This is a genomic window from Acidobacteriota bacterium, from assembly GCA_040754075.1.
In the GTDB taxonomy this organism is placed as follows: Bacteria; Acidobacteriota; Blastocatellia; order UBA7656; family UBA7656; genus JBFMDH01.
The window spans coordinates 115,268-137,461 of record JBFMDH010000017.1; the positions used below are offsets into that span (position 1 = coordinate 115,268).

Sequence of the window (22,194 nt, forward strand, 5' to 3'; positions counted from 1 at the left end):
TGCCAGACTTATTATCACGTAGGAATGTTTATTGATTCGCATGCACACATCGAAGCGGATAGATTTGACGAAGACCGCGAAGCGGTTATCGAACGCGCGCTTGCAGCCGGGATTGAACTCCTGGTCAATGTCGGCAATGGCGATGTGGCGGGCGATTCACACCAGGCGGCTTTTGAGATTGCCGATAAACACTCGTTCATTTATACAACCGTCGGCGTCCATCCGCACGAAGCGCGTTTGTTGAACGCCGAGCTTTTCGCGAAATTGCTGGACTGGGCAAAGCATCCGAAAGTTATCGCGTGGGGCGAAATCGGCTTGGATTATTATTACGACAATTCGCCGCGTGAGGTGCAGCGCGCAGCTTTTCGCCGCCAGTTGCAGGCGGCGCGTGACAGGAATTTACCCGTGGTTATTCACACGCGCGATGCCGAAGCCGATACGCTGGCGATATTGAATGAAGAATGGCAAGACGCGAATCTGCCCGGCATCATTCACTGTTTTACAGGGACGCGCCGGTTTGCCGAGAAAGCGGTAGAACTTGGATTTCTGATTTCGTTTTCAGGAGTGGTGACATTCAAGAATGCCGAAGATTTGCGCGAGACCGCGCGGGCGTTGCCGATGGAAAAACTATTGATTGAAACCGATAGTCCGTTTCTTGCGCCGGTTCCCTATCGCGGCAAACGTAACGAACCGGCGTTTGTCGTCGAGGTCGCGAAAACCCTTGCGGCGATTCGCGAGTTGACGACCCAAGAAGTCGGACGCCGGACGACAGAAAATTTTAAAAATTTGTTCAGGATGGCATGACCTTCAGAGCCTTGCGCTCAGTTGAAATTTGCGAGGTCAGTTAATCTCTGAACCTTGAGCGTCAACTGTCCAATGGCTTTTCACCGCCGCGCACACTGAGGTCGCGCAGCGAATCGGAGCAGATATTTTTTATGCTGACAAAACTTTCACACCAGGAATTAAATCTTTTGCTGTTTGCCCTTGAAGGCGCGAAAGCGGCTACGGTAGCCGATTCTGCGGCAGCGCCTGCCTGCGAAGAGTCCTGCCCGATTGTTGACCATCTGGATGAAATGTTTGGCGAGATGACGGTGGAGAGAAAACTCATCAATCATTTGAATAACCATTTGCGCGAAGGCATGTTTGAATGTGGCTTCCTGGAAATCGCCGACAAAATCCAGGCGCCAACGCTATCTGCTGAAGACCAGTTGAAACTTGAGCAGATGAATACGCGGTTGCGCGACTGGAATTGTGACATCAATCTGGAGGCGGAAGAAAAGAAGCTATTGCATGCAGCCGTTAATCGCTTGCCACGTTCAGCGTGGCTTGTGATGCCGAAAACTCTCTGGCGTTTGAGAAAGAAATTGCGAACCGGTTAAGCTCGAATTATTGAAAAGGTCGTTGCAGCAGGTTATCAACTTGCCGGTTGCGCGCTCAAAGACCGCTTCTTTGCAGAGAGGAAATATTTTCTTCTCAGGTGTGAATCAAATTATCGTGAGCCATCGAAATCTCTCCTGCCGCGTTCACGCCTGCCCCGCCGTTGGTGCATTTCATTTTTCATCTGTTGAAATTTTTCCCATTGCTCAGCCGATAGCACCTGTTGCAAACGGCTTTCGGTTTGCTGGCGAATTTCAGCGAATTTCGGTTCCGATTGTTTTCTGAGTTCACCCATCTGCGCTCGCGTATCACTGAAAATCTTTTCCACTTCGGCTCGTTGTTCAGACGTTAAGTCAAGCTTTTCAGTCATCACATCCAATCTCAAAATTGGCGGCTCGCCGCGACCGGCAAATGATGACGGCAGACGTTTGTGATACAGGTTCAATGCCAGCATTCCCGATGCAAAGCCGAGCGCGAAAATCCCAAACACTGCCGACCACACCACCCAACGGTTTTTAGTTGTCTTGTCCATAATCACCTGTTGACTCATAAAGCGTCGTCAATACTTCCGCATCGGTTAAACCGCCGGACGCATCGCCGTTTTCCAGAAGCACCCAATCGGCGGAATAGATGTTGTTGCTCGCCGTGATTTCCGTAAATTCGTTCGTTGGATTAAAGCCGCCGACATAGAAATTCACCGCTACCAGCAGTGCCACCACCATAACCAGGGAAGCGAACAGCGCCCGCGCCGTTTGCCAAAGGGTTGCCGGAGAGAACGCTTCCGTCTGTCGCTCGCGAATCGCCGTCATCACCCGCGTTTTAAAAAATGGCGACGGCTCGACGGCGGCTGTCGCTCTCGCCTGTACCAGGCTTTCGGCAACCACTGCCGCCCGGTAAGCGCGCGCGCACGACAAGCAACCGGCGATGTGATTTTCAATTTTATTTTTTTCGTCGGCGCTCAGGTCATTTAAAGAACGCCCGGCAAAAATTTCTCTCACGTGTTGGTTATTCATCTTTTTCCGCGCCTTCCTGATTCATTGACTCTTAAATAAATTCTCGACCGCCTGACGCATTCGTTGACGAGCGCGCATCGCCCGCATCTTGACTTTTGATTCCGACCAGCCGGTGATGCCCGCCACTTCTTTAACCGACATGTCGTCGCCATCCATCATCATTAACGCGGCGCGGTCTTCTGCTGAAAGGGTATCGAGCAATTTTTCCGCAAGGTCTGCGGCAATCAAATTGTCTTCAACCGAAGCTTTCTGTAGATTGCCGCTTTCGTTCAACTGTTGTTCCAGCCAGTCGGTTTCATCTTCGGTCAAGTCCGGTTCTGCTGATTGCGGTCGGCGTTTGGCGGCGCGCAAGAGATTGATGCAAGTGTTGGTGGCGATGCGCGTCACCCAGCCTTCAAACGAACCGCGCTCTTCAAATGATTTGAGCTGCGTATAAATTTTTAAAAAAGTTTCCTGTGCGGCTTCTTCAACAGCGTCGCGTTGCCGGAAAAAGCGACTGGCAACCCGAAAGACGCGGGGGCTGTAGCGATTGACAATCTCCGCGAAAGCTTGCTCATCCCCTTGGCGCGCAAGACGGACTAAATCGAAGTCTGAAGCTTGTTCGTGTTGCTGTTGCAGAGCTGCTCCTGACACGAAATGAAATTGCGTGAGGCATCGCTAACAAACGATACCTCACGCCTACAGGCAACCCCAAGTGCTTATTCAGTCCCTGGTGATTTTTTCGCGCCCCGTTCAGCCCGTCTGGATTTGAACTGTTCGCGTAGCTGCTCCATCTTGGCTTTCTGTTCGGCAGTCAACACGGCAAGTGTTTCCTGACGAATCTTGTACTCTTCAGCCATCAATTTGGCTTGCAAGGGTGCAATCTGCGCCAGCTTTTGGCTCACGGCTGCTTCATCAAAGGCGCTTCCCTGATTGGCTTGATGCACTTCACGCATAGCTGTATGAACCTGTTCGCGAAGCGATTTGATGGTGGCGCGGTGGCTTTCACGGATTTGTTTGATCTGTTCCTTCTGAGCGTCGGTCAAATCAAGCTGTTTAAACATGAAGCCTTCGCCGCCGCCGCGATGACCACGAAATTGTCCGGCAAATTCGCGTCTACCCATTTTGCCGCCCGATTGCGCCATCGCCAAAGGAATGGCGACGACGATTGCCAGAATGATGGCAACCAGAGCGATTTTAATTTTGTTACTTTTCATTTTCTGAAAACCTCTACCTTTTGTATTTTTCTCTCGCACAGTCAGACACATTAAGGTAGACACCCAAGCCATCTTTTTGGTCACAGGGTAAAGAAAAAGATGCTGTGGGTTTTAAATTTTTATTGCCATAGAAAGTTAAGCTATCTTTCTATTGCTTTAACCCACCTGCATAGGTTATAAGAAAAGAGTCACGTCTGAAGTTCTAAAAACCCCAACACGGTTTTAACTGATTTAACGTTGCACACAGCATTCTTGCAGACTGCAACCAACAGACAACTACAACCACAAAAAGTTTCATCAACAGGCTAAAGAAAAAATAAATGCGCCTGTCTACAGTAGGAGATTTTATGGAAAGAAAATATAAACAACGCGGTTATCAAGATTCGTCTGACGAACGCCCGCGTCCGACGCCACAACCGAAAAGCGATGTCCGGTCGCCCAAGATGATGGCGTTTCGCGAAGTGATGCGATGCAATTTGTGTGGCGAACAGGTCAACATCGAAATCAACGGCATCACCGAAGATCAGACCTGTCCGAAATGCAATACCGATTTACATACCTGCAAAAACTGCATCAGTTTCGACCCGGGCGCGCGCTTTCAGTGTCGAAAACCGATCAACCTCAGAATTGCGAAAAAGGATGTGCGAAACGATTGTGAATATTTTGAGCCTCGCAAAACTATTGAACGCGAAACCACTGCGGTGAAAGCGGCAGAAGCGCGCGATGCTCGTTCAGCTTTCGATAAACTTTTCAAAGTCTAATTGCCTCACGCTTGCGTTGAAGCCCTGAAGTATCCCGTGCGCGAGGGCTGGTTTCCTCACTAAAACTATTCACTTTTCGCGGCAAGCAAAAATTTTCGTACGCCATAACGGAAGACGGCTGCGCCTATGAGTCCGCCAATAATCGGCGCAACAATATACAACCACCATTCGTTACCGCGTGGTCCCGGAAAAGCGATTTGCCCGAAGCCGATGGTGTAGGCAAACAGGCGCGGCCCAAAATCGCGCACCGGGTTTACTGCGTCCATCGTCAGCGACCCGCCCATGCCGACAATGGCGGTGACCGTCAACCCGATAAACAGCGGCCCAATACCGGCTTGCGGCATGCCTGTATTATCGGGTTCCGTAAGCGCGAAAATCATCAGCAAGAGAAAGGCGGTTAAGATGACTTCGATGCCGAAAGCCTGCGGTGTACTGATTAAAGACCAAGCCGCCGTGTCAGTGCCGACACCCGGCGACGGATAAAAGCAGGAAAAGATGCTCATCAACTTTTGACTGCCCGGCGCGCCGTATTCGACGCCGAGCTTCGCTGCCATTTGATGAAAGAAATTTTTCCAGAAAAAATAGACGCAGGCGGCTGCTGTGTAAGCCCCGGCAATCTGGCTCAAAATAAACGGCGCGATATGTTTTTTGGGAAAGCCGCGAAACACACTCATGGTAATCGTCACTGCCGGGTTGAAATGCGCCCCGGAAATCGAACCCGCGACATAGATGCCAAAGGTTACTGCCAGTCCCCACATCATCGCTACGCCCCAGCCATCGAGTTGATTATTCAAAGTTGCCGCCGCGCCCGCGCCATCGCCCACGAGTATCAAAATAAACGTGCCGATGAATTCCGCCGAACATTGTCCTAAAAGTGAAGGTGTTTTAGTCGTGTTGTTATCGTCTGCCATCTTTTCCTCAAATTAAAAGAGCCGCCAATGTCATGACGGCTCTTGTCAAAATTGAAACTGCAAAATTTCGTCACGCGAAATTCGCGCGACGCATTTCGCAAGAGCTAGGCAAGCCAGTTCAAAACCCGCCAGTAGGCTTTACGCGCAATTGTGGGCCAACTGGCGTTGAGCACCGGTGTGGCGCGCGTCGCGTTCGGTTCAGACCAGCGATTTGACCAGCCCGATAAATCCCAAACGAGGTCTGCGCCTTTGAGTCCTGCTTCGATAAAACTCTTGTCCGGTGATTTGCCGTTTTCCGCATAGGTGTTGTCGTGAATGAAAGTATTATCGGAAGTCGTGCCGATGTCGAATTGTGTGCCCTTCGGAAAAATGATTTCCAAACTGAACACGCCGACGCCGAAACTGTTGTTGCCGCGAATTTCGTTGCCGGTGATTTCCGTGTTGTCGGCAGCGGTTACGGAAATGCCGAGTCCGGGCGGAACTTTTGAAACAATCGAATTCGGGTGCCCGAAATTCGGATGGTTGTTTTCAATCACCCGGTTGTTGCGCACGATGCAATCGCGCCCGACTTTCGAGACATTGTTCGGCAAAGCGAAAACCAGTATGCCGCCGGTGTTGTTATGGGCGTAGTTGTTTTCGACTATGGCGTTGATGGAATTTTCGATTTCGATGCCTGCGACGTTGTCATAAACTTCCGAGTCGCGCACCACGATGTCACGCGATTGTCCGACATAGAGCGCCGCGTCGGCGATTTTTGTTGCTGTCACTTTTTCAATCAACACGCCTGTGCAACTGACCGGATAGGTTCCATATAGTCCGGTGTTTTCAACATAGAGATTGCGGAAGGTGACATTGTTAGCGTGTTGCGCCATCACGCCGTTGGCGACGTAATTTTTCACATCGAAATTTTCCATCGTGAAATTATCGCCGGTTGCCAGCACCGCATCCGAAAGTTTGCCTTCGCCTTCAAGTAGTGGACGCCCAGGTGTGGCATTCGCATCCGCCGCGCTGATGCCGCGCAAGGTAATATTTTTGAGGTCAATCTTGATTTCTTCTTTATAGATGCCGGGTTCAACTTCGATGGTGTCGCCTGGGATAGCTTTATCAATTGCCGCTTGAATGGATTCACCGGCTTTTACGCGGATGGTTTGCGGCGCGCGCGTGATGATTTCTTCTTTGGGCATCCCGGTGTTGTATTTGGCGACGAGTTCACGCGCCGGATTTTTAATCGGCGAAACCACCGCCATTCCCGATGGAACTTTCGCAGGGATTTCCGGCACGTTCGATTCATCGGTTAGCGCATACAGGAAGGCAATCAAATCCTCTTTTTCGGATTTGCCAATCGTGTAGGCATGAATTTTGTCATCAACTTTCGGCTCTTTAAAACCCATACCGGGACCACCGCCCGCCGCATAAAAATCAATGACTTCTTCGAGGGTTTTGAATCTGCCGTTATGCATATACGGCGCGTTCAAAACGACATTGCGAAGCGTCGGCACTTTGAACGCATACTTGTTGCCTTCGCCTTTGGTCACATCGAAACGACCGAAATCCGCCTGCTGCCCTTCGATTTCGGGGACGCCGACGATTTTGAAATCGCGGTTGGCGAAAGTCGGCAAGCCGTGACACTCGAAACAACGTGTGCGACCCGAACGGAAGAGATTGAAGCCGCGAACCTGCGCGGGCGTCAAAGCATTGCGGTCGCCTTTCACATATTTATCAAACGGTGTGTTGTTGGCAGTAAGCGTTCTCTCGAATGCGGCGATGGCTTTGGTCACGTTATCGAAGGTAAGCGCCGCACCGTTTTCGCCCTTGAAGGTTTTATCGAATAGCTGCACATATTCAGGGATATTTTTTAATTCTTTAATCAGGTTCTCCGGGTCTTCAGCCATTTCATTGGCATCGGTGATGGGCTTTCCGGCTTGCTCTTCCAAATCCTCTGCGCGACCATCCCAGAATTGTTTGTGATTGTAAGTCGCATTCCAGATGCTCGGCGCGCCGCGTTTTAACACCGCGCCGCCGGCGCGTTCCGCGCCAAGTCCCTTGCCGCCTTTACCCATCGACACGCCACGGGCATCGCCAAAACCTAAATCGGGATGGTGGCAGGTGGCGCAGGAAATATCGTTAGCGCCGGATAAAATCGGGTCGAAATAAAGCAGTCGTCCAAGCCCGATGCGGGCGTCGTTTTTGTCCGCAGGCAACGGGTTGTCTGCGCGAATGACCATCGCGGGAAATTGACGATCAAGTCCGGCTCCGGCATCGCCCACGCCGGTGGTGCCTTCGGAGGCGATGAAATCGGCTTTCACCGGCAGCAAACCCAAAACGAAAAAGCCGATGACCGGAATGGCGATGACCACTATCAACAGCTTAGGCAAAATTCGCCGTTTCGATTTTTCGGCACGGATGCTTTCCAACCTTGATGCAGTGCTATCCATAAAATTCCTCCATTGAGAGAAGCTTGATTAAGAATTTGCAAGTGGCAGCAATTATATTTCCTGCGGCTTTGAAGTCAAACCGATTCAGCGAATTAAAGATTGAAAAAGCCACATGAATCGGGTATAAGCAAAAGTCTTCCGATTAATTGAAAGATAAGAGAAGTTCACATGCGGAAAAGTATCGGTTTAGCTTTTGCCTTGCTCCTCACGTTCGCGGCTTTTGCGCTCACGCAAAAATCCTCGGCGCAAAAATCCTCGCGGCTTGCCATTGCCAACGGTCAGGTTATCGTTAAATTAAAAGCTGCAACTCGTCCGTTGACCATTGATGCTACCAATGACCAGTTGTTCGCGGTTGCCCAGGGCGTGGGGTCAGAAACCGGTTGGTTACGCGAAGCCACGACCGACGCCATCGAGCCATTGCTTCCGGCGACAAGTCAGGCAAATGATTTCATCGCCGAACACGGATTCGATAGAGTGTTTGTGATGAAGTTCGACCCGCAAGCTGACCTCGAGGAAATTATCAATCGTTTGAAAGCTAATGCCTCGGTCGAATATGCCGAACCGAATATCCCGCTGGTGGTTGGCGGGGTCATTCCCGATGACCCGGGGTTCGGGGAACAATGGGCTTTAAGAAATCTCGGACTGGGAGTGTTCGGCTTTCCATCAACGCTTGATGCCGACATCAAAGCGACACAGGCTTGGGAAATCACCGAAGGTAGCGCGAATGTGTTAATCGCGGTCACAGACACCGGACTCGATATTACCCATCCAGACCTCGCGCCCAACGTCTATACCAATCCCCGTGAAATTCCTGCAAACAACCTTGACGATGACAACAACGGTTACGTGGATGATGTGCACGGCGCCAATATCCCTGAAAAAAACGGAGATGTCAGTGATGTATTCGGACACGGCACGCAGATGTCGGGCATCATTGCTGCGAAGTTGAATAACACCGTAGGCATCAGCGGGATGAGCCAGTCGAAACTGGTTCCGGTGAAATTTTTTAAACGTGTAGGACCAGGTCCCAATGACATCGAAGTCACCATTGCCGATGCGGCGCGCGCTATTTTGTATTCCATCAATATCGGCGCAGACATCATCAATGCGAGTTGGAGTTCGGGCATCGCGACGCTCAGTGATGATGAAGTGCAAACGCTGCAAAGCGCCGTAACCGCAAGTGCAGAAGCCGGTGTTTTGTTTGTCACGATTGCCGGTAACGAAGGTTACGACATTGATACGCGCAATTATTACCCGGCGAAATTCCGTTTGCCGAATCAAATCGTCGTCGCCGCTTCGCAATACAATGACGAAATGTGGCATCCGCCCAATGTGCCGGGTCGCATTCTTTCCGGTTTTGGCAAAGCCAGTGTTGATTTGACCGCGCCGGGAATGACCATTTTCACGACCGCAGCGCATGGCAGTTGTGCGGCGTGCGTAGCGGTTGACGACCCGACCGTCTGGTACAACACCATTGACGGCACCTCCGCGGCAGCCGCTTATGTATCGGGCGTTGCGGCATTGATTAAATCGCGTTTCAATGACGCCAACCATATCATCATCAAACGCCGGATTCTCGAAAGCGTTGATGTGCGCGACAGTTTGCAACCCTTCGTCATCACCGGCGGCAGGTTGAATGCGCATCGCGCGCTGACGATGGAGTTGACGATTACGCCGCCGGTTTTAACCAAATTAAAAATTAAACCCAATGGCAAAACCTTCATCATTGGCGAGCGCATGCAGGACGGGGCGACCCTGATCATCGGCAGCAAAAGCTACCCGGCAAGATTTAAGAACGGCGACTTTTCGCGACTCGTGACCTCGATTCCGTCTGCGGAATTGCCGACGGGAACCTTTCAGGCAAAATTCAGAAATCCCGATGGCGGCGAAAGCAATGTCATATCGATCACTCGATAAGTCATTGGTCATGCGTTCCGGGCTGAGGTACGCTTTGGCTTAACGCGAATGACCAATACCCGGCAGCCACTATGCAAGACATCCTCTCCCTCGAACGAAAATTGAAGATGTACGAAGCCCGCGAGGCGGTGCTCAGTCGCATCGGGTCGGAAACTTTTTCGGTTATCGACCTCAACAATTTTCTGCGCGCCACGGTTAATGAAATCGGCAAAATGATGCGCGTTGATCGTTGCGATGTAATGACCCTTGCGCCTGACGGCAAACTGCGTATCACCCACGAATATCGCGTCGATGTTCATGATTTGCCATCATCGCTTGGCATCGAAATTGACTTTGACCGGTTGCAGGAGAGTTTCGATTTTCACTCCATTAAAGCCATCGAAGATACGGCGACCGCCGAACTCCCGCACACCATTCGCGCTGTTGCCGAACGATTGCATACGCGGTCGCTGCTCATCGTGCCGATTACTTTTAATTTGAAATTGCTCGGCACCGTCCTCTTGCATCGATGTCGCGAACATTACCTTTGGCAGGAAGATGAAATCAGTTTTGTCGCAAGCCTCGCCGAACAAATCGCCATCGGCTTCCGCTACACCCAGATTTACAGCGAAAAAGAGCATGAGGCGCGCATCAATAAAGCGCTTCTGGAAATTGCCAATGACATCAATACCGGCAATGAGTTTTCCGAAATCACCGAACACATTCTCGACCGCGCCATTGATTTACTGGGAATTGAAGCCGCCTGTCTTGCGGTGCTCGACAGCAAAGAGATTCATTTCACCAATCTGAGAACCGCCGAAGGTGTCGATGCGGCAATCCTGAAACGCCCGTCATTGAATTTTCCGATTCTGGAATTTTTGCCGAAAAATATCGAGCATGGGCAGATGCTCAAATTGCAAAGCGCCGAACAACACCCGTATGCGCGAACCTTTCTTACCGAAGTTTTTACTGCCGGCGCCTGCATTCTTTCACCCATCGTCGTTGAAGCGAAACTATTTGGCGCATTGATTCTGTTATGGAAAAATCCGAAAGCCTATTTCACTTCGGACGAGAGCGCGCTGGCGCTTGGCATATCCGACCAACTGGCGATTGCGCTTTCCAAAGCGCGGCTCTCGGCAGAGGTTTTACGGCTCCGTCAGGAACTCGAAACCGTGCAAAGCAGCCATCATCATTCCGGTCTGGTCGGTAAAAGCGATGGCATTATGCGCTGCATGGAAATGGCTGTGTATGTTGCCGACAGTTATACGACGGTGTTGATTCAAGGCGAATCGGGAACCGGCAAAGAGGTGCTCGCGGATTTGATTCAATCGCGTTCCTCGCGCAACGCTAAGCCTTACATCAAAATCAACTGCGGCGCGATTCCCGAAAGTTTGCTGGAATCGGAACTTTTCGGTCACGAAAAAGGCGCCTTTACCGATGCGCGCTCGCGTCGTATCGGCAAGTTTGAAGAAGCCAATGGCGGTACGTTGTTTTTGGATGAAATCGGTGAGATGAGTTTAGGCGCGCAGATTCGTTTGCTGCGCGTCTTGCAAAACGGCGAAATCGTGCGCGTCGGCAGCAATGAAGTCATCAAGACCGATGTGCGGGTGATTGCCGCAACCAATGTAGATTTGGAAGAGGCGGTGCGCGAAGGGCGTTTTCGTCGTGACCTGTTTTATCGCTTGAATGTTTATCCGATAAAACTTCCGGCATTGCGCGAACGCCGCGAAGACATTCCGCTTTTGGCAATTCATTTTCTGGAAATCTACCGCAAACGCTCGAATAAAAACATCACCGGAATTACCGAAAAAGCGTTGTCGCGATTGCGGCGTTATGATTGGCACGGCAATGTCCGCGAACTCGAAAACGCCATTGAACGCGCGGTCATCATCGCGCAGGGCAATATGATTACCGTCGATGATTTGCCGGATGCAGTGCGCGGCGCAGAAAGCGAAGCCGATGCCAAACAGACGCTTGAAATCGAAGTCGGCACCACTGTCGATGAAGCCGAAAAACGCCTGATACTGGAAACTCTGACATTTAATAACGGCGACCGCACCCGCACCGCACAGATGCTCGGCATCGGTCGCAAAACGCTTTATCGCAAACTTCAACAATACAACGCGGATTAAAACTTTTCTTTTGACTTCCCATTAAAAAGTAATGAAACAAATTTCTGTTTGTGGGGTTCAACCTCCAAAAACTTGGAGAAACCTCATTGAACCAATTTGCAAACCTCTCTGATGAAAAATGCTTGAATGGCATTTTATTAGGAACAGCCGTCGGTGATTCGCTCGGACTGCCAGCCGAAGGATTAAGTGCACGACGTATAGCTAAGCTTTTCCGAGGCACCTGGAAACAGCGATTTATTTTTGGTCGAGGAATGATAAGCGATGACACCGAACATACGGTTTTTGTTGCTCAATCATTGTTGACAAGGTCAGTTGATGAATTCCGAAACAGGTTGTCGTGGAAACTTCGTTTATGGTTGCTTACTTTACCCGCAGGAATCGGATTGGCGACGCTACGTTCGATTATGAAATTGTGGTTGGGCTTTTCGCCAAAACGAAGTGGCGTGTTTTCTGCGGGCAATGGCGCTGCCATGAAATCGGCAATCATCGGCGGATACTTTGCCAATGAACCCGACAAAATAAATCTTTATGTTGAAGCCTGCACGCGAATGACCCATACAGACCCGAAAGCGTTGACGGGCGCACTTGCCGTTGCACAACTGACAGGCTGGATTGTTCGCAATCAAGATGCAACCGGCTTCGCACCCAATAAAATTTTTTCATTACTTGATAAAACCGGAAGCGATAAAGAATGGCAGGAAATTTTGCGAAAGATGCAGATTGGTTATGCAAATTCATATTCTGTGAAAGAATTCGCTGCGAGTATGAATTTACAGCGAGCCATAAGTGGTTACGTTTATCACACGGTTCCGATGGCTATTTATAGCTGGATGATTCATTACGGTGATTTTCGCAAGGCGGTTGAATCAGTGCTCGATTGTGGTGGTGATACCGATACAGTTGCCGCAATTGTCGGAGCACTTTCAGGAGCAACAGTTGGTGAGCGAGGAATACCTGTAGAATGGTTTAATCGAATTCGCGATTACCCATTTAGCACAACTTATCTGAGGAAGTTATCCGATTGTTTAGCAAAGCAACGCCCTGATCAAAGAATTACAAAAAATAAATTTCTGTATCACCTGATTCAAACAGCGCGAAATATGCTCTTTTTTGCTATAGTCTTGACTCACATCATCAGGCGGTTAGCACCGCCGTACTAGCGATTGTTTAAGGAAGAAAAGGAGAGGGTATGAAGAGAACAGTGAATGCAATTGTGGTTTTGGCAACCATACTTGTCGCTTCCGTTAGCATTTTCGCGCAAGGAAATTCAGCGGCTGTTGGCACCTGGGATATGGCGCTGGAAACCCCGCAAGGGACACGCAATTTCCCGTTTTCGTTGAAAGAAGTGGACGGAAAACTGGTGCCCAGCACACCATTCAAAAGCGCCGAAGTCAAAGGCGATGCTATCACGATGCATATGACCGTGAAGTTTCAAGATAGTGACCTGGAGATAACTTACACCGGCAAAATCACCGGCGATACCATGAGCGGCGATGCCGATTTCGGCGGGTTGGCTTCGGGCACCTGGGCTGCAAAACGTAAAGCCGAAGGCAGCGCCCCGGCAGCAAGCGGACAAACGAGCGGCGCTGCAAATGTCACGGGCACCTGGAACGCCACCGTAGAAACCCAAGCCGGAACCGGCAACCCGACCTTTGTGTTCAAACAAGACGGCGAAGCTCTGACCGGAAATTACAAGGGACAACTCGGTGAAGCGACGCTTAAAGGCACCGTCAAAGGCGCGGACATTTCGTTTTCTTTCAAAGTGAACGTGCAAGGTCAAGACCTCGACATCACTTACACGGGTAAAGTCAACGGGGATTCGATGAGCGGTAAAGTCGTGCTCGGCAGTTTCGGCGAAGGCACCTGGACAGCCAAGAAAGCCAAATAGGGCGGCTTAACCATTGACTGCGGTTGAGAAAACGGTCTTTTGACCGCGCTGCCAGTTGATTTGGAATCACCTGTCACAAACGGCACAAACAACCTAAAAGATGGAAAGGTGAGGCGAGTGGTTTCAGCGAGTCGCCTCACCTTTTTTTTGTGAAGCGATTTCAATCTTTGAATAATTCATCAACAGCAAGTTTTAAGTCGGGAAAAATTTTTGAAGCGATGCGCTGACCTTTTTTGAAAGTTGATTTTTTACCGAACCCTTTGCCACGTTTGTACAGCGCCTCAACCGTTTGACCGGTTTCATCAATCAACCAGAGTTCATTGATACCTAACGCCCCATAAGTTTCGGCTTTGGTGTTGCGGTCATAGATAGCCGAACCCGGCGAGATGACTTCGATAACTAAATCGGCTGTGTGACGATGTTCGGGCTTCATCGTGGCTTCGAGTTCAGCCGAAACATAAAACATATCGGGTTCAAGGTAGGTATGCGTTCCCGTCCAAATCGCCGCGCGCGGAACGTAGAGTTTGCCTTTATCATCGCGTTGACTTAAATAGGCAGACAATTTTTGAAGTGATCTTGATACAATATTATCGTGTGGGCATTCAGGCTGAGGAGTCAAAAACAAAACTCCTGCGATGAGTTCGAGTTTCGCGCCGTCTTTGGGTTCGGGCAATTTCCAGAACTCTTCGAGTGTGTAAGTTTTCAGCAGCGGTGACGTGATTAAGGAAGCCATCACATTTCTCCTCAAAAAATCTTGCCTGCGAGCATAACATAAATTTTCACTGCGCCTTCGCCTTAACCTTTCAGCAATCGCCAAAACGATTTGCTTACCCTTTCAGGGAAGACGAAAATTGAGCGTCACAATTCGTCAGGAATTCATTGCAAGAAAATTTTTGAAGTCGCGTTCACTGATTAGCCCGTCCAAGTTCAGGAGAATTTAAAATGAAACCAGCCTTGTTATTTGTTTTGTTGTGCCTCGTTTTGTGCGCGTTCAGTTTTTTTTCGACCCGCGCGCAGGAAAGCGATTACCAAAAGTTAAAAACCGAAGCCGAAAAATATTACGCTGAAAAATCCTTCAGCAAAGCCCGCGAAATCTACACACCAGCCAAAGACTTGAAGCTTTCAGCAGCAGATAGTCGCTGGGTAGCCTTTCGTCTGGCAGATACCTTGTGGCGCGCACAGGCGGCGACGCAAACTGCGGATTCGACCAAATACGATGAAGCGCGACAACAACTCGAAGCCTTGATTCGCGACATTCAACGAACCGAAGACCGCGACATTGTCTGGGCGGAAGCGCAGGAATCGCTCGGCGATTTCTGGTGGACGCGCAAAGATTCGCAAAACTGGTATCAGGGCTGGCAGTTTTATCAACAGGCATTGGACTATTGGGCGGGGTCTTCGGAACTCGATTTAGCGCGCAGTCGTTATTTGCAAATCGTCTGGCGCATGTCGCGTTCCGAATGGACGGATTATTACTACTATGGTTATTACGGCACTGCGCCGCTCGATGTGGTCGAGAATGCCTTGAAGATTGCCGAATCGGCAAACGACAAAGCCCACGCGCATTATCTGGTTGCGATGACGCTTCGCAACCAAGGCAACTATGAACAGCGCATTCGCGTCGGCGATGAATTTGAAGCGGCAATGGCTGCCGGTAAATCAAACGACTGGTACGATGACGCGCTGTTTTTTTACGGCGAATGGATGATGACGAACGGGCGCATTTCGCAAGACGCGAACGGCAACTACAAACAGGAACAGGATTTCGTCAAAGCCCTGGAACTTTTTCGCCGCCTCACCCGCGAATTTCAAAAAGGCGAAACTCGATACTTCGATAACGCCAAAAATTATATTGATCAAATCACCAAACCGACCGTCGGCATTTATGTTTCCAATATCTTTCTGCCGGGTTCCGAAATTCAATTTTCAATGAACTGGCGCAACGTCCGGCGCATTGACCTTGCACTCTACAAAGTTGATTTGACCCGCGACATTCGCTTTACCCAAAACGACAGCGCAGGCAGTTGGACTCAGCGCATCAATGCCAGCGAACGCATTAAAGCGTGGACGAAAGAGATCGAGGACAAAGGCGATTACAAACCCGGAAGCGAGACTTTGCGACTGGATGAAAAATTAGCGACCGGCGCATATGTCATCGAAGCGAAAATTGATGGCACAGCGGTGCGTGATGTGATTTTAGTGAGCGACACATCGCTGGTTATTAAAACTGCCCGCAAACAGGCGGTGGCTTATTTTTGCAATGTCGCGGATGGCTCACCGGTCGCCAATGCTAATGTGAAAGTGTGGGAGCGGTTTTATAACGGCAACTTTTATGAATGGAAAGAATTTTCCAAACCGACCAACGAGGACGGCATCGCGGCGTTTGATTTGGACGAGATGAGAAACGGCTACAACACAGAAATTTTTGTCGCCGCATCCAGCGATAACCGGCAGGCATTTGCCAACGGTTACAACTACGCTTACGGCAGAAACGCAGAGGACTGGCGCATCTATGCCTTTACAGACCGCCCGGCTTATCGTCCCAATGAAACCGTGCAATGGAAATTCATTGCGCGAAAATATAACCATCAAGTTTATTCAACACCTGCCGGGCAAATTGTCGAATACGAAATCACTGACCCCAAGGGAGCGAAAGTCAGCGATGGCAAAACCAAACTCAATCAATTCGGCAGCGCCTGGGGCGCAGTTGAACTCAAAGAGAGTATGCCGCTTGGCGAATACCGCATTGTATTTTGGGACGAAGGGCGCAAAGACCATATCGGCAATGCGACGCTCTTTCGCCTGGAAGAATACAAATTGCCGGAATTTAAAGTCGCTGTGAAAACCCCTGAAATTGACGGCAAGAAAAAAGCCTTTCGCGTGGGTGAAAAAGTCGAAGTCAACATTCAAGCGGATTACTATTTCGGCGGCGCGGTCGCGAATGCCAATGTCGAAGTCATCGTTTATCAAAAGCCATTTTATCGCTACTGGTATCCGCGCCGCGATTATGCCTGGTACTTTGAAGACATCGACCAGCGATATGCAAACTATTACGGGCGCGGACAACAAATCAAACGCGAAATTTTAAAGACCGACGCCACCGGCAAAGCGGTTTTAGTTTTTGATACGCCGCGCAACAGCGGTCAGGATTTCGAGTATGCCATTGAAGCCCGCGTTACCGATTCTTCGCGCCGCGAAATCAACGCTACAAGTTCGGTGCGCGTCACCCGGCAACGTTATTTCGTCAACGCCAGACCCGCGCATTACCTCTATCGCCCGCAGGATAAAGTCGCGGTGAATATCAACGCAGCGGACGCCAACGACCAACCTTTACAGGTTGAAGGTCGGGTGAAAGTAACGCGCGATTACTGGTATGAAATCTGGCTTGACCCGACAGGCAAAGAGGTCAAAGGCGATGAATTGAAACGTTTGCAGGAGCGCGGCAGTTTTCCGCCCGCGCCGGTGGATGGCAAAGCATGGCAGTTGAAGTTTCGCGGCTACGAACACGACGACATCACCACACAGGTGGTAAAGACCAATAAAGATGGCGAGGCGGAATTCGGGTTTACACCCGAACGCGAAGGATTTTATCGCCTCACCTGGACAAGCGAAGATAAAGGCTCGACAAACATCACGGCGGAAACCACCGTGTGGGTCGCAACCCGCGCAACGACGGATTTGGGCTATCGTTACACAGGCGTTGAAATCATCATTGATAAAGATACGGTCAAAGCCGGGCAGAGCGCGCCTGTGATGCTGGTTGCGCCAACCAATGACCGCTTTGTTTTGTTCAGCGTCGAAGCCGAAGATTTACTCAGTTTTCAACTGGTGCGCATGACCGGCAATGTGAAACTCATTGAACTGCCGATAGAGGAGCGCCACGTTCCCAATGTTTTCCTGAGCGCCGCGATGGTCAACGACCGGCAAGTATTTATGGACACCAAACAGATTGTCGTGCCGCCGGTGAAAAACTTTTTAAGTGTCGAGGTGAACAGCGACCGCGAAGAATATCAGGCGCGTGAAGAAGGCACGCTTACGGTAACGGCGCGCGATAATGAAGGCAAACCGGTTTCGGCGGAAATTGCATTGGGGCTTGTGGACGAGTCGGTTTATTACATTCAAAAAGATTACGCGGGCGACCCGCGCCAATTTTATTTCGGCGCGAAACGCCCGCATCAAGTGCAAACCCAGAGCACTTTCAATCAAAAAGCCTATCAACGATTGGTTGAAGATAAAGATAAACAATTGGTCGATGACCGCACTATCGGACAAAGAGATGAAGAGCGGGAGCGTTCAGGTGGTCCCGGCGGCGGCGGAACGGGCGTTTTCGGTGGTATTGGACGCGCGCAGAAGGCTGAGATGGCAAAGGATTCGTTCAGACAACAAAATGCCCCAATGGCAGCAAGCGAAATTGTCAGTGTCGATAGCGCGGCAGTAATGGATGCAAAGAAGGTTGATAATTTGCCTCTCAACGGTCGCAAGTTTAACGAAATATCTGAACTGAAACCCGGCGTTGCAGGCAAAGAGCCGAAGGTTCAGGTGCGCAATGATTTTCGCTCAACCGTCATCTGGCAACCCAATGTCGTCACCGATGCAAGCGGCAAAGCGACGGTGAAAATTAAATTCCCCGATTCGCTGACCACCTGGAAAGCAACGGCGCGGGCACTCACCGCTACGAATCAATTCGGCATCGCCGAAGATTCGGCGCGCACCAAACAACCGTTAATCGTTCGCCTGCAAGCGCCGCGCTTTTTCGTCGCGGGCGATACGACCACAGTTTCAGCCGTCATCAATAACAACACCGATAAAGCGATGACCGTGCAGCCGACGCTCAATGCCGAAGGCGTCATCGTCACCGGCTTTATGCAAAACGGCAAACCCGCAAAAGGCGAACTCGCGCCCGTTTCAGTTGCGGCAAACGGCGAAGCGCGCATTGATTGGGTCGTGAGTGTCAAAGACGCAGGCAATGTGAAACTGCGCGTCACCGGTCGCAACACTCAATACGTTGACGCGATGGAAAAATCGTTCATCGCTTATGAACACGGCATTGAAAAATATGTCGCCAAATCCGGCAAACTGCGCGGCGATGATGTCACCGTCAAACTCGATATTCCCAAAGAGCGCAAAGCCGAATCAACCACACTTACTGTGCAACTCGCGCCAAGCATGGCAGTGACCATGATTGACGCGCTGCCGTACCTTGCGAACTACCCATACGGCTGCACGGAACAAACCATGAGTCGCTTTTTGCCCGCTGCGATTGTGCGAAAGACTTTGCAGGATTTAGGTATCAACCCCGAAGTCGCGATGAGTCAAACGTTCGGTGGCATCGTGCAGCAAACCGCCGATAAAACCCACAGCCAACCCAAACAAGACCTGCGCAAATTGGATGACATGATTCGCCAGGGGCTTGAACGCCTCTACAATTTTCAACACGATGATGGCGGCTGGGGTTGGTGGAAAGAAGGCAATAGCGACCACTTTATGACAGCATATGTCGTCTGGGGACTCGCGCTTGCCCGCAATGCCGATGTTGAAATTAAAGCCGGCGTACTCGAAAGAGGCGCAGAGTTTTTAACCAACGAACTGGTTGAAGAAGAGAGCAATTACGATATGCAGGCGTGGATGCTGCACGCTTTGGCAAGCTATCAAGCGTCACAAAAAAATATCGAAGTCGGAAATTTTACGACCAAAGCGTTCGATAATTTGTGGACCAACCGCGAACGTTTGAACGCTTATACGCGGGCGTTGCTGGCGCTTGCGGCGCACCATTTTAAATACGCCGACAAGGCGAAAATCCTGGTCGAGAATTTAGAGAATGGTGTGAAGATTGACCGCGCGCCCGACACTTCCATCATCCTGCGCGGCGCGCAAAGTTCAAATGATGCGGTGATGGCAACGGCGCACTGGGGCGAAGACGGTGTGTGGTGGCGCTGGTCGGATGGCGGCGTCGAAGCTACGGCTTTTGCGCTTCGCGCTATCTTAGCGATTGACCCGCAAAATAAACTCATTGAACCGGTGACCAACTGGTTGATTAAAAATCGACGCGGCGCGCAGTGGTCAAACACCAGAGATACGGCAATCACGGTGCTGGCGATGAATGATTATTTGAAAACCAGCGGCGAATTGAAACCCGATATCGAATATGAACTGACGGTCAACGGGCAATTGATTGCTGCGAAAAAATTGACTGCGGAAGCGGCGCTCGCTGCGCCGAGTGAATTTCCGATTGACCGTAAATTCATTCGCGATGGCGCCAACGACATTCGCATACGCCGCAAAAACGGCGCAACGCCACTCTACTTTTCGGCGCGCGCCGAATTTTTCAGCCTCGAAGAACCCATCACCGACGCAGGCAATGAAATTTTTGTGCGCCGCGAATATTACAAACTCGTGGCGCGTCCGACGCTTCTGAAAGGCTATGTTTACGAACGTCTGCCGCTCAGGGACGGCGAATCGGTCACGAGCGGCGAACGTGTCGAAGCGATTATCGTGGTCGAATCAAAGAACAATTATGATTATCTGCTGTTTGAAGATTTGAAACCCGCAGGACTTGAAGCCGTCGAAATCCGTAGCGGTGAAAATCTCTTCATTAAGGAATTGAAATCCGGCGCAATTGGTCGCAAATTCGGCGCGAGTGACAAAGACGTTAAAGACCCGAAAGCGGCTACCGGAGCCTATTTCGCGTCAACCGATGAAGCCAATTACACGGGACGCGCGGTGTGGGTGTATCAGGAACTGCGCGACCGGAAAGTGGCGATGTTCATTGACCATTTACCGGAAGGCGTCTGGGAACTCCGTTATGAACTGCGAGCCGAAACGCCGGGCGCATTTCACGCTTTGCCGGTGCTCGGACACGCCATGTACGTGCCGGAGATTCGTTGCAACGGACAGGAGATGCGAATCAAGGTCGAAGATAAAGAGTGAGAGCAAATACAGGGTTGTTGATATAACCTTGATTTGGCAAGGAAAAAGGCGCAAATTTTTGCAGTCAAATTATTTTCACGGAGAAAATTATGATTGACGCAAACACGCCACAGAAAACCGGGCAAGGATGGGTGATTGATATTCCACCGGCGTTTGCTCAAGAACTGGGCGTTGCCGAAGGGTCAATCGCTCTGCTCCATGCCAGACAGGGACAAATCGAAGTCGAAATTTTACCGCCGCCAACGCCTGAACTTGAAGCCGCTGTGCAACGAATTCAGGCAAAATACCAAGAGGTTTTCGAGGAGTTGAAACGGCTTGGCGATTGAAGAAGCGAAATACCTTTCTTACGTTGAAGCAGTTTATCTTCATATCATCTTGATGCGCTCGTGGAACGAACCGCTATATGGGGTTGCCGATAAAACTTTGATTGAATCCGCTCTGGCTCGCCCTCGGCAAGCCGTCACTTATGAAAACGCCGACCTCATTCGGCAGGCGGCGACGCTCTATTTCGGATTGATTAAAAACCACCCCTGGTTTGGCGGTAATAAACGAACCACGACAGCAGTTGTCGATGAATTCCTCTATCGCAACGGTAAAGAAATCACCGCTAGCAAAGCGGACGTCATCGAACTGGTGCTGAACATTGAATCGGATCAATATGGCGTAGATGAAATTGAGCACTGGCTTCAGCAGCGGGTTACAAATTTATCTCAGTAAGCTTTGCCGCAAATTCGTTGCAACGGACAGGAGATGCGAATCAAGGTCGAAGATAAGGAGTAATCTTTCCAGGAATTTTTCAATCTGTCTCAGGCATTCATGAACTTACAGGTTTATTGAGAGGCGTTCGCAAGGTCGTTATACTCAATTAACCACTGCAAAGCGCAATGAATGGCAAAGGAGTTTATGAATGTCTGAAACCAATAAAGAAATCGCAACCCTTGGCGGCGGATGTTTCTGGTGTCTGGAAGCCGTGTACAAAGAATTGCGCGGCGTTGAGCGCGTCCAGTCGGGTTATGCGGGCGGTCAGGTTGAAAATCCTTCGTATTACGATGTCTGCTCAGGCAAAACCGGACACGCCGAAGTTGTGCAAATCACCTTCGACCCGAATGCAGTTTCATACAAAGAAATTCTTCAGGTCTTTTTTACCATTCACGACCCGACGACTTTGAACCGTCAAGGCGCAGACCAGGGAACGCAATATCGCTCGGCGATTTTTTACCATTCGCCCGAACAGAAAACGATTGCCCAAGCGACCATCGCCGAACTCACCGCCGAAAAAATTTATGACGACCCGATTGTCACAGAGGTCACGCCGCTCGCGGAGTTTTATGTCGCAGAGGATTATCATCAGGACTATTTCGAGCGCAATCCTTATCAACCTTACTGCATGGCGGTCGTCGCACCCAAAGTCGCCAAATTCCGCAAATACTTTCTGGAAAAACTGAAACGCTAAATCTGAAAGCCTACTTTTGCTAAACTCTTTCTTAGCCCACCGAAAGATAAACCACCGAGACGCTGAGAAAAGAAGGGGAGAAGGGGAGAAGGGGAGAAAGGGAGAAAGGGAACATCGGTTTATGTCTTTCTATAGCAGTTTGCAAAACTATTAACTCAAGTTGAGGAAGCGGTCTTTGACCGCGTTTCCCGTCATACGCGGTCAA

General features: G+C 50.3%; 18 protein-coding genes. 11 read left to right on the plus strand and 7 right to left on the minus strand.

Annotation, left to right across the window (positions count from 1 at the left end):
• Positions 1–24: 24 nt before the first annotated feature.
• Together AB1757_18535 and AB1757_18540 are read left to right on the plus strand one after the other, a co-directional pair.
• Positions 25–804: a TatD family hydrolase gene (locus tag AB1757_18535; protein MEW6129042.1), complete on the plus strand. Its 780-nt coding sequence runs from the start codon at positions 25–27 to the stop codon at positions 802–804.
• A 131-nt stretch (positions 805–935) separates the two neighbouring features.
• On the plus strand, positions 936–1,379 hold the full coding sequence (locus AB1757_18540; protein MEW6129043.1) for a hypothetical protein: 444 nt from the start codon (positions 936–938) through the stop codon (positions 1,377–1,379).
• 110 nt (positions 1,380–1,489) lie between these two features.
• Here AB1757_18540 and AB1757_18545 read toward each other — a convergent pair whose 3' ends face one another.
• The 4 genes from AB1757_18545 to AB1757_18560 form a co-directional block, all read right to left on the minus strand.
• A complete protein-coding gene (locus AB1757_18545; protein ID MEW6129044.1) occupies positions 1,490–1,909 on the minus strand; it encodes a hypothetical protein in 420 nt (139 codons plus the stop codon).
• On the minus strand, positions 1,893–2,390 hold the full coding sequence (locus tag AB1757_18550; GenBank protein ID MEW6129045.1) for a hypothetical protein: 498 nt from the start codon (positions 2,388–2,390) through the stop codon (positions 1,893–1,895). Before AB1757_18550 ends, AB1757_18545 begins: the two co-directional genes overlap by 17 nt.
• A gap of 21 nt (positions 2,391–2,411) precedes the next feature.
• Positions 2,412–3,023 (minus strand): sigma-70 family RNA polymerase sigma factor, encoded by a 612-nt coding sequence (locus AB1757_18555; GenBank protein ID MEW6129046.1) that lies wholly within the window; start codon positions 3,021–3,023, stop codon positions 2,412–2,414.
• A 65-nt stretch (positions 3,024–3,088) separates the two neighbouring features.
• Complete coding sequence (locus tag AB1757_18560) at positions 3,089–3,586, minus strand: Spy/CpxP family protein refolding chaperone (protein MEW6129047.1); 498 nt, start codon at positions 3,584–3,586, stop codon at positions 3,089–3,091.
• A 347-nt stretch (positions 3,587–3,933) separates the two neighbouring features.
• On the opposite strand from AB1757_18560, the gene AB1757_18565 reads away from it, so the two are divergent.
• Complete coding sequence (locus tag AB1757_18565) at positions 3,934–4,347, plus strand: hypothetical protein (protein MEW6129048.1); 414 nt, start codon at positions 3,934–3,936, stop codon at positions 4,345–4,347.
• Positions 4,348–4,412: 65 nt separating this feature from the next.
• On the opposite strand, the gene AB1757_18570 is transcribed toward AB1757_18565, so the two are convergent.
• Positions 4,413–5,258 carry an MIP/aquaporin family protein gene (locus tag AB1757_18570; protein ID MEW6129049.1) on the minus strand — a complete coding sequence of 282 codons (846 nt, stop codon included), beginning with the start codon at positions 5,256–5,258 and terminating at the stop codon, positions 4,413–4,415.
• Between the two features lie 104 nt (positions 5,259–5,362).
• Positions 5,363–7,693, minus strand: a complete 2,331-nt coding sequence (locus AB1757_18575) for a parallel beta-helix domain-containing protein (GenBank protein MEW6129050.1) — start codon at positions 7,691–7,693, stop codon at positions 5,363–5,365.
• 168 nt (positions 7,694–7,861) lie between these two features.
• Between AB1757_18575 and AB1757_18580 the strand changes: the two genes are divergently transcribed.
• From AB1757_18580 to AB1757_18595, 4 genes are all read left to right on the plus strand, one after another.
• A complete protein-coding gene (locus AB1757_18580) occupies positions 7,862–9,610 on the plus strand; it encodes a S8 family serine peptidase (GenBank protein ID MEW6129051.1) in 1,749 nt (582 codons plus the stop codon).
• A gap of 71 nt (positions 9,611–9,681) precedes the next feature.
• Complete coding sequence (locus AB1757_18585; GenBank protein ID MEW6129052.1) at positions 9,682–11,721, plus strand: sigma 54-interacting transcriptional regulator; 2,040 nt, start codon at positions 9,682–9,684, stop codon at positions 11,719–11,721.
• Positions 11,722–11,807: 86 nt separating this feature from the next.
• The gene (locus AB1757_18590; GenBank protein ID MEW6129053.1) at positions 11,808–12,881 is read left to right on the plus strand and encodes an ADP-ribosylglycohydrolase family protein; all 1,074 of its coding nucleotides are present in this window, start codon (positions 11,808–11,810) and stop codon (positions 12,879–12,881) included.
• Between the two features lie 29 nt (positions 12,882–12,910).
• Positions 12,911–13,609 carry a hypothetical protein gene (locus AB1757_18595; protein ID MEW6129054.1) on the plus strand — a complete coding sequence of 233 codons (699 nt, stop codon included), beginning with the start codon at positions 12,911–12,913 and terminating at the stop codon, positions 13,607–13,609.
• A gap of 160 nt (positions 13,610–13,769) precedes the next feature.
• On the opposite strand, the gene AB1757_18600 is transcribed toward AB1757_18595, so the two are convergent.
• A complete protein-coding gene (locus tag AB1757_18600) occupies positions 13,770–14,342 on the minus strand; it encodes a Uma2 family endonuclease (GenBank protein ID MEW6129055.1) in 573 nt (190 codons plus the stop codon).
• 209 nt (positions 14,343–14,551) lie between these two features.
• Between AB1757_18600 and AB1757_18605 the strand changes: the two genes are divergently transcribed.
• The 4 genes from AB1757_18605 (at position 14,552) to msrA (ending at position 21,989) form a co-directional block, all read left to right on the plus strand.
• Positions 14,552–20,536 (plus strand): alpha-2-macroglobulin family protein, encoded by a 5,985-nt coding sequence (locus AB1757_18605; GenBank protein ID MEW6129056.1) that lies wholly within the window; start codon positions 14,552–14,554, stop codon positions 20,534–20,536.
• Between the two features lie 89 nt (positions 20,537–20,625).
• The gene (locus AB1757_18610; protein MEW6129057.1) at positions 20,626–20,862 is read left to right on the plus strand and encodes a hypothetical protein; all 237 of its coding nucleotides are present in this window, start codon (positions 20,626–20,628) and stop codon (positions 20,860–20,862) included.
• Positions 20,852–21,253: a type II toxin-antitoxin system death-on-curing family toxin gene (locus tag AB1757_18615; protein ID MEW6129058.1), complete on the plus strand. Its 402-nt coding sequence runs from the start codon at positions 20,852–20,854 to the stop codon at positions 21,251–21,253. Before AB1757_18610 ends, AB1757_18615 begins: the two co-directional genes overlap by 11 nt.
• Before the next feature lie 190 nt (positions 21,254–21,443).
• Positions 21,444–21,989: a peptide-methionine (S)-S-oxide reductase MsrA gene (msrA, locus tag AB1757_18620; protein MEW6129059.1), complete on the plus strand. Its 546-nt coding sequence runs from the start codon at positions 21,444–21,446 to the stop codon at positions 21,987–21,989.
• The last annotated feature ends 205 nt before the right edge of the window (positions 21,990–22,194 follow it).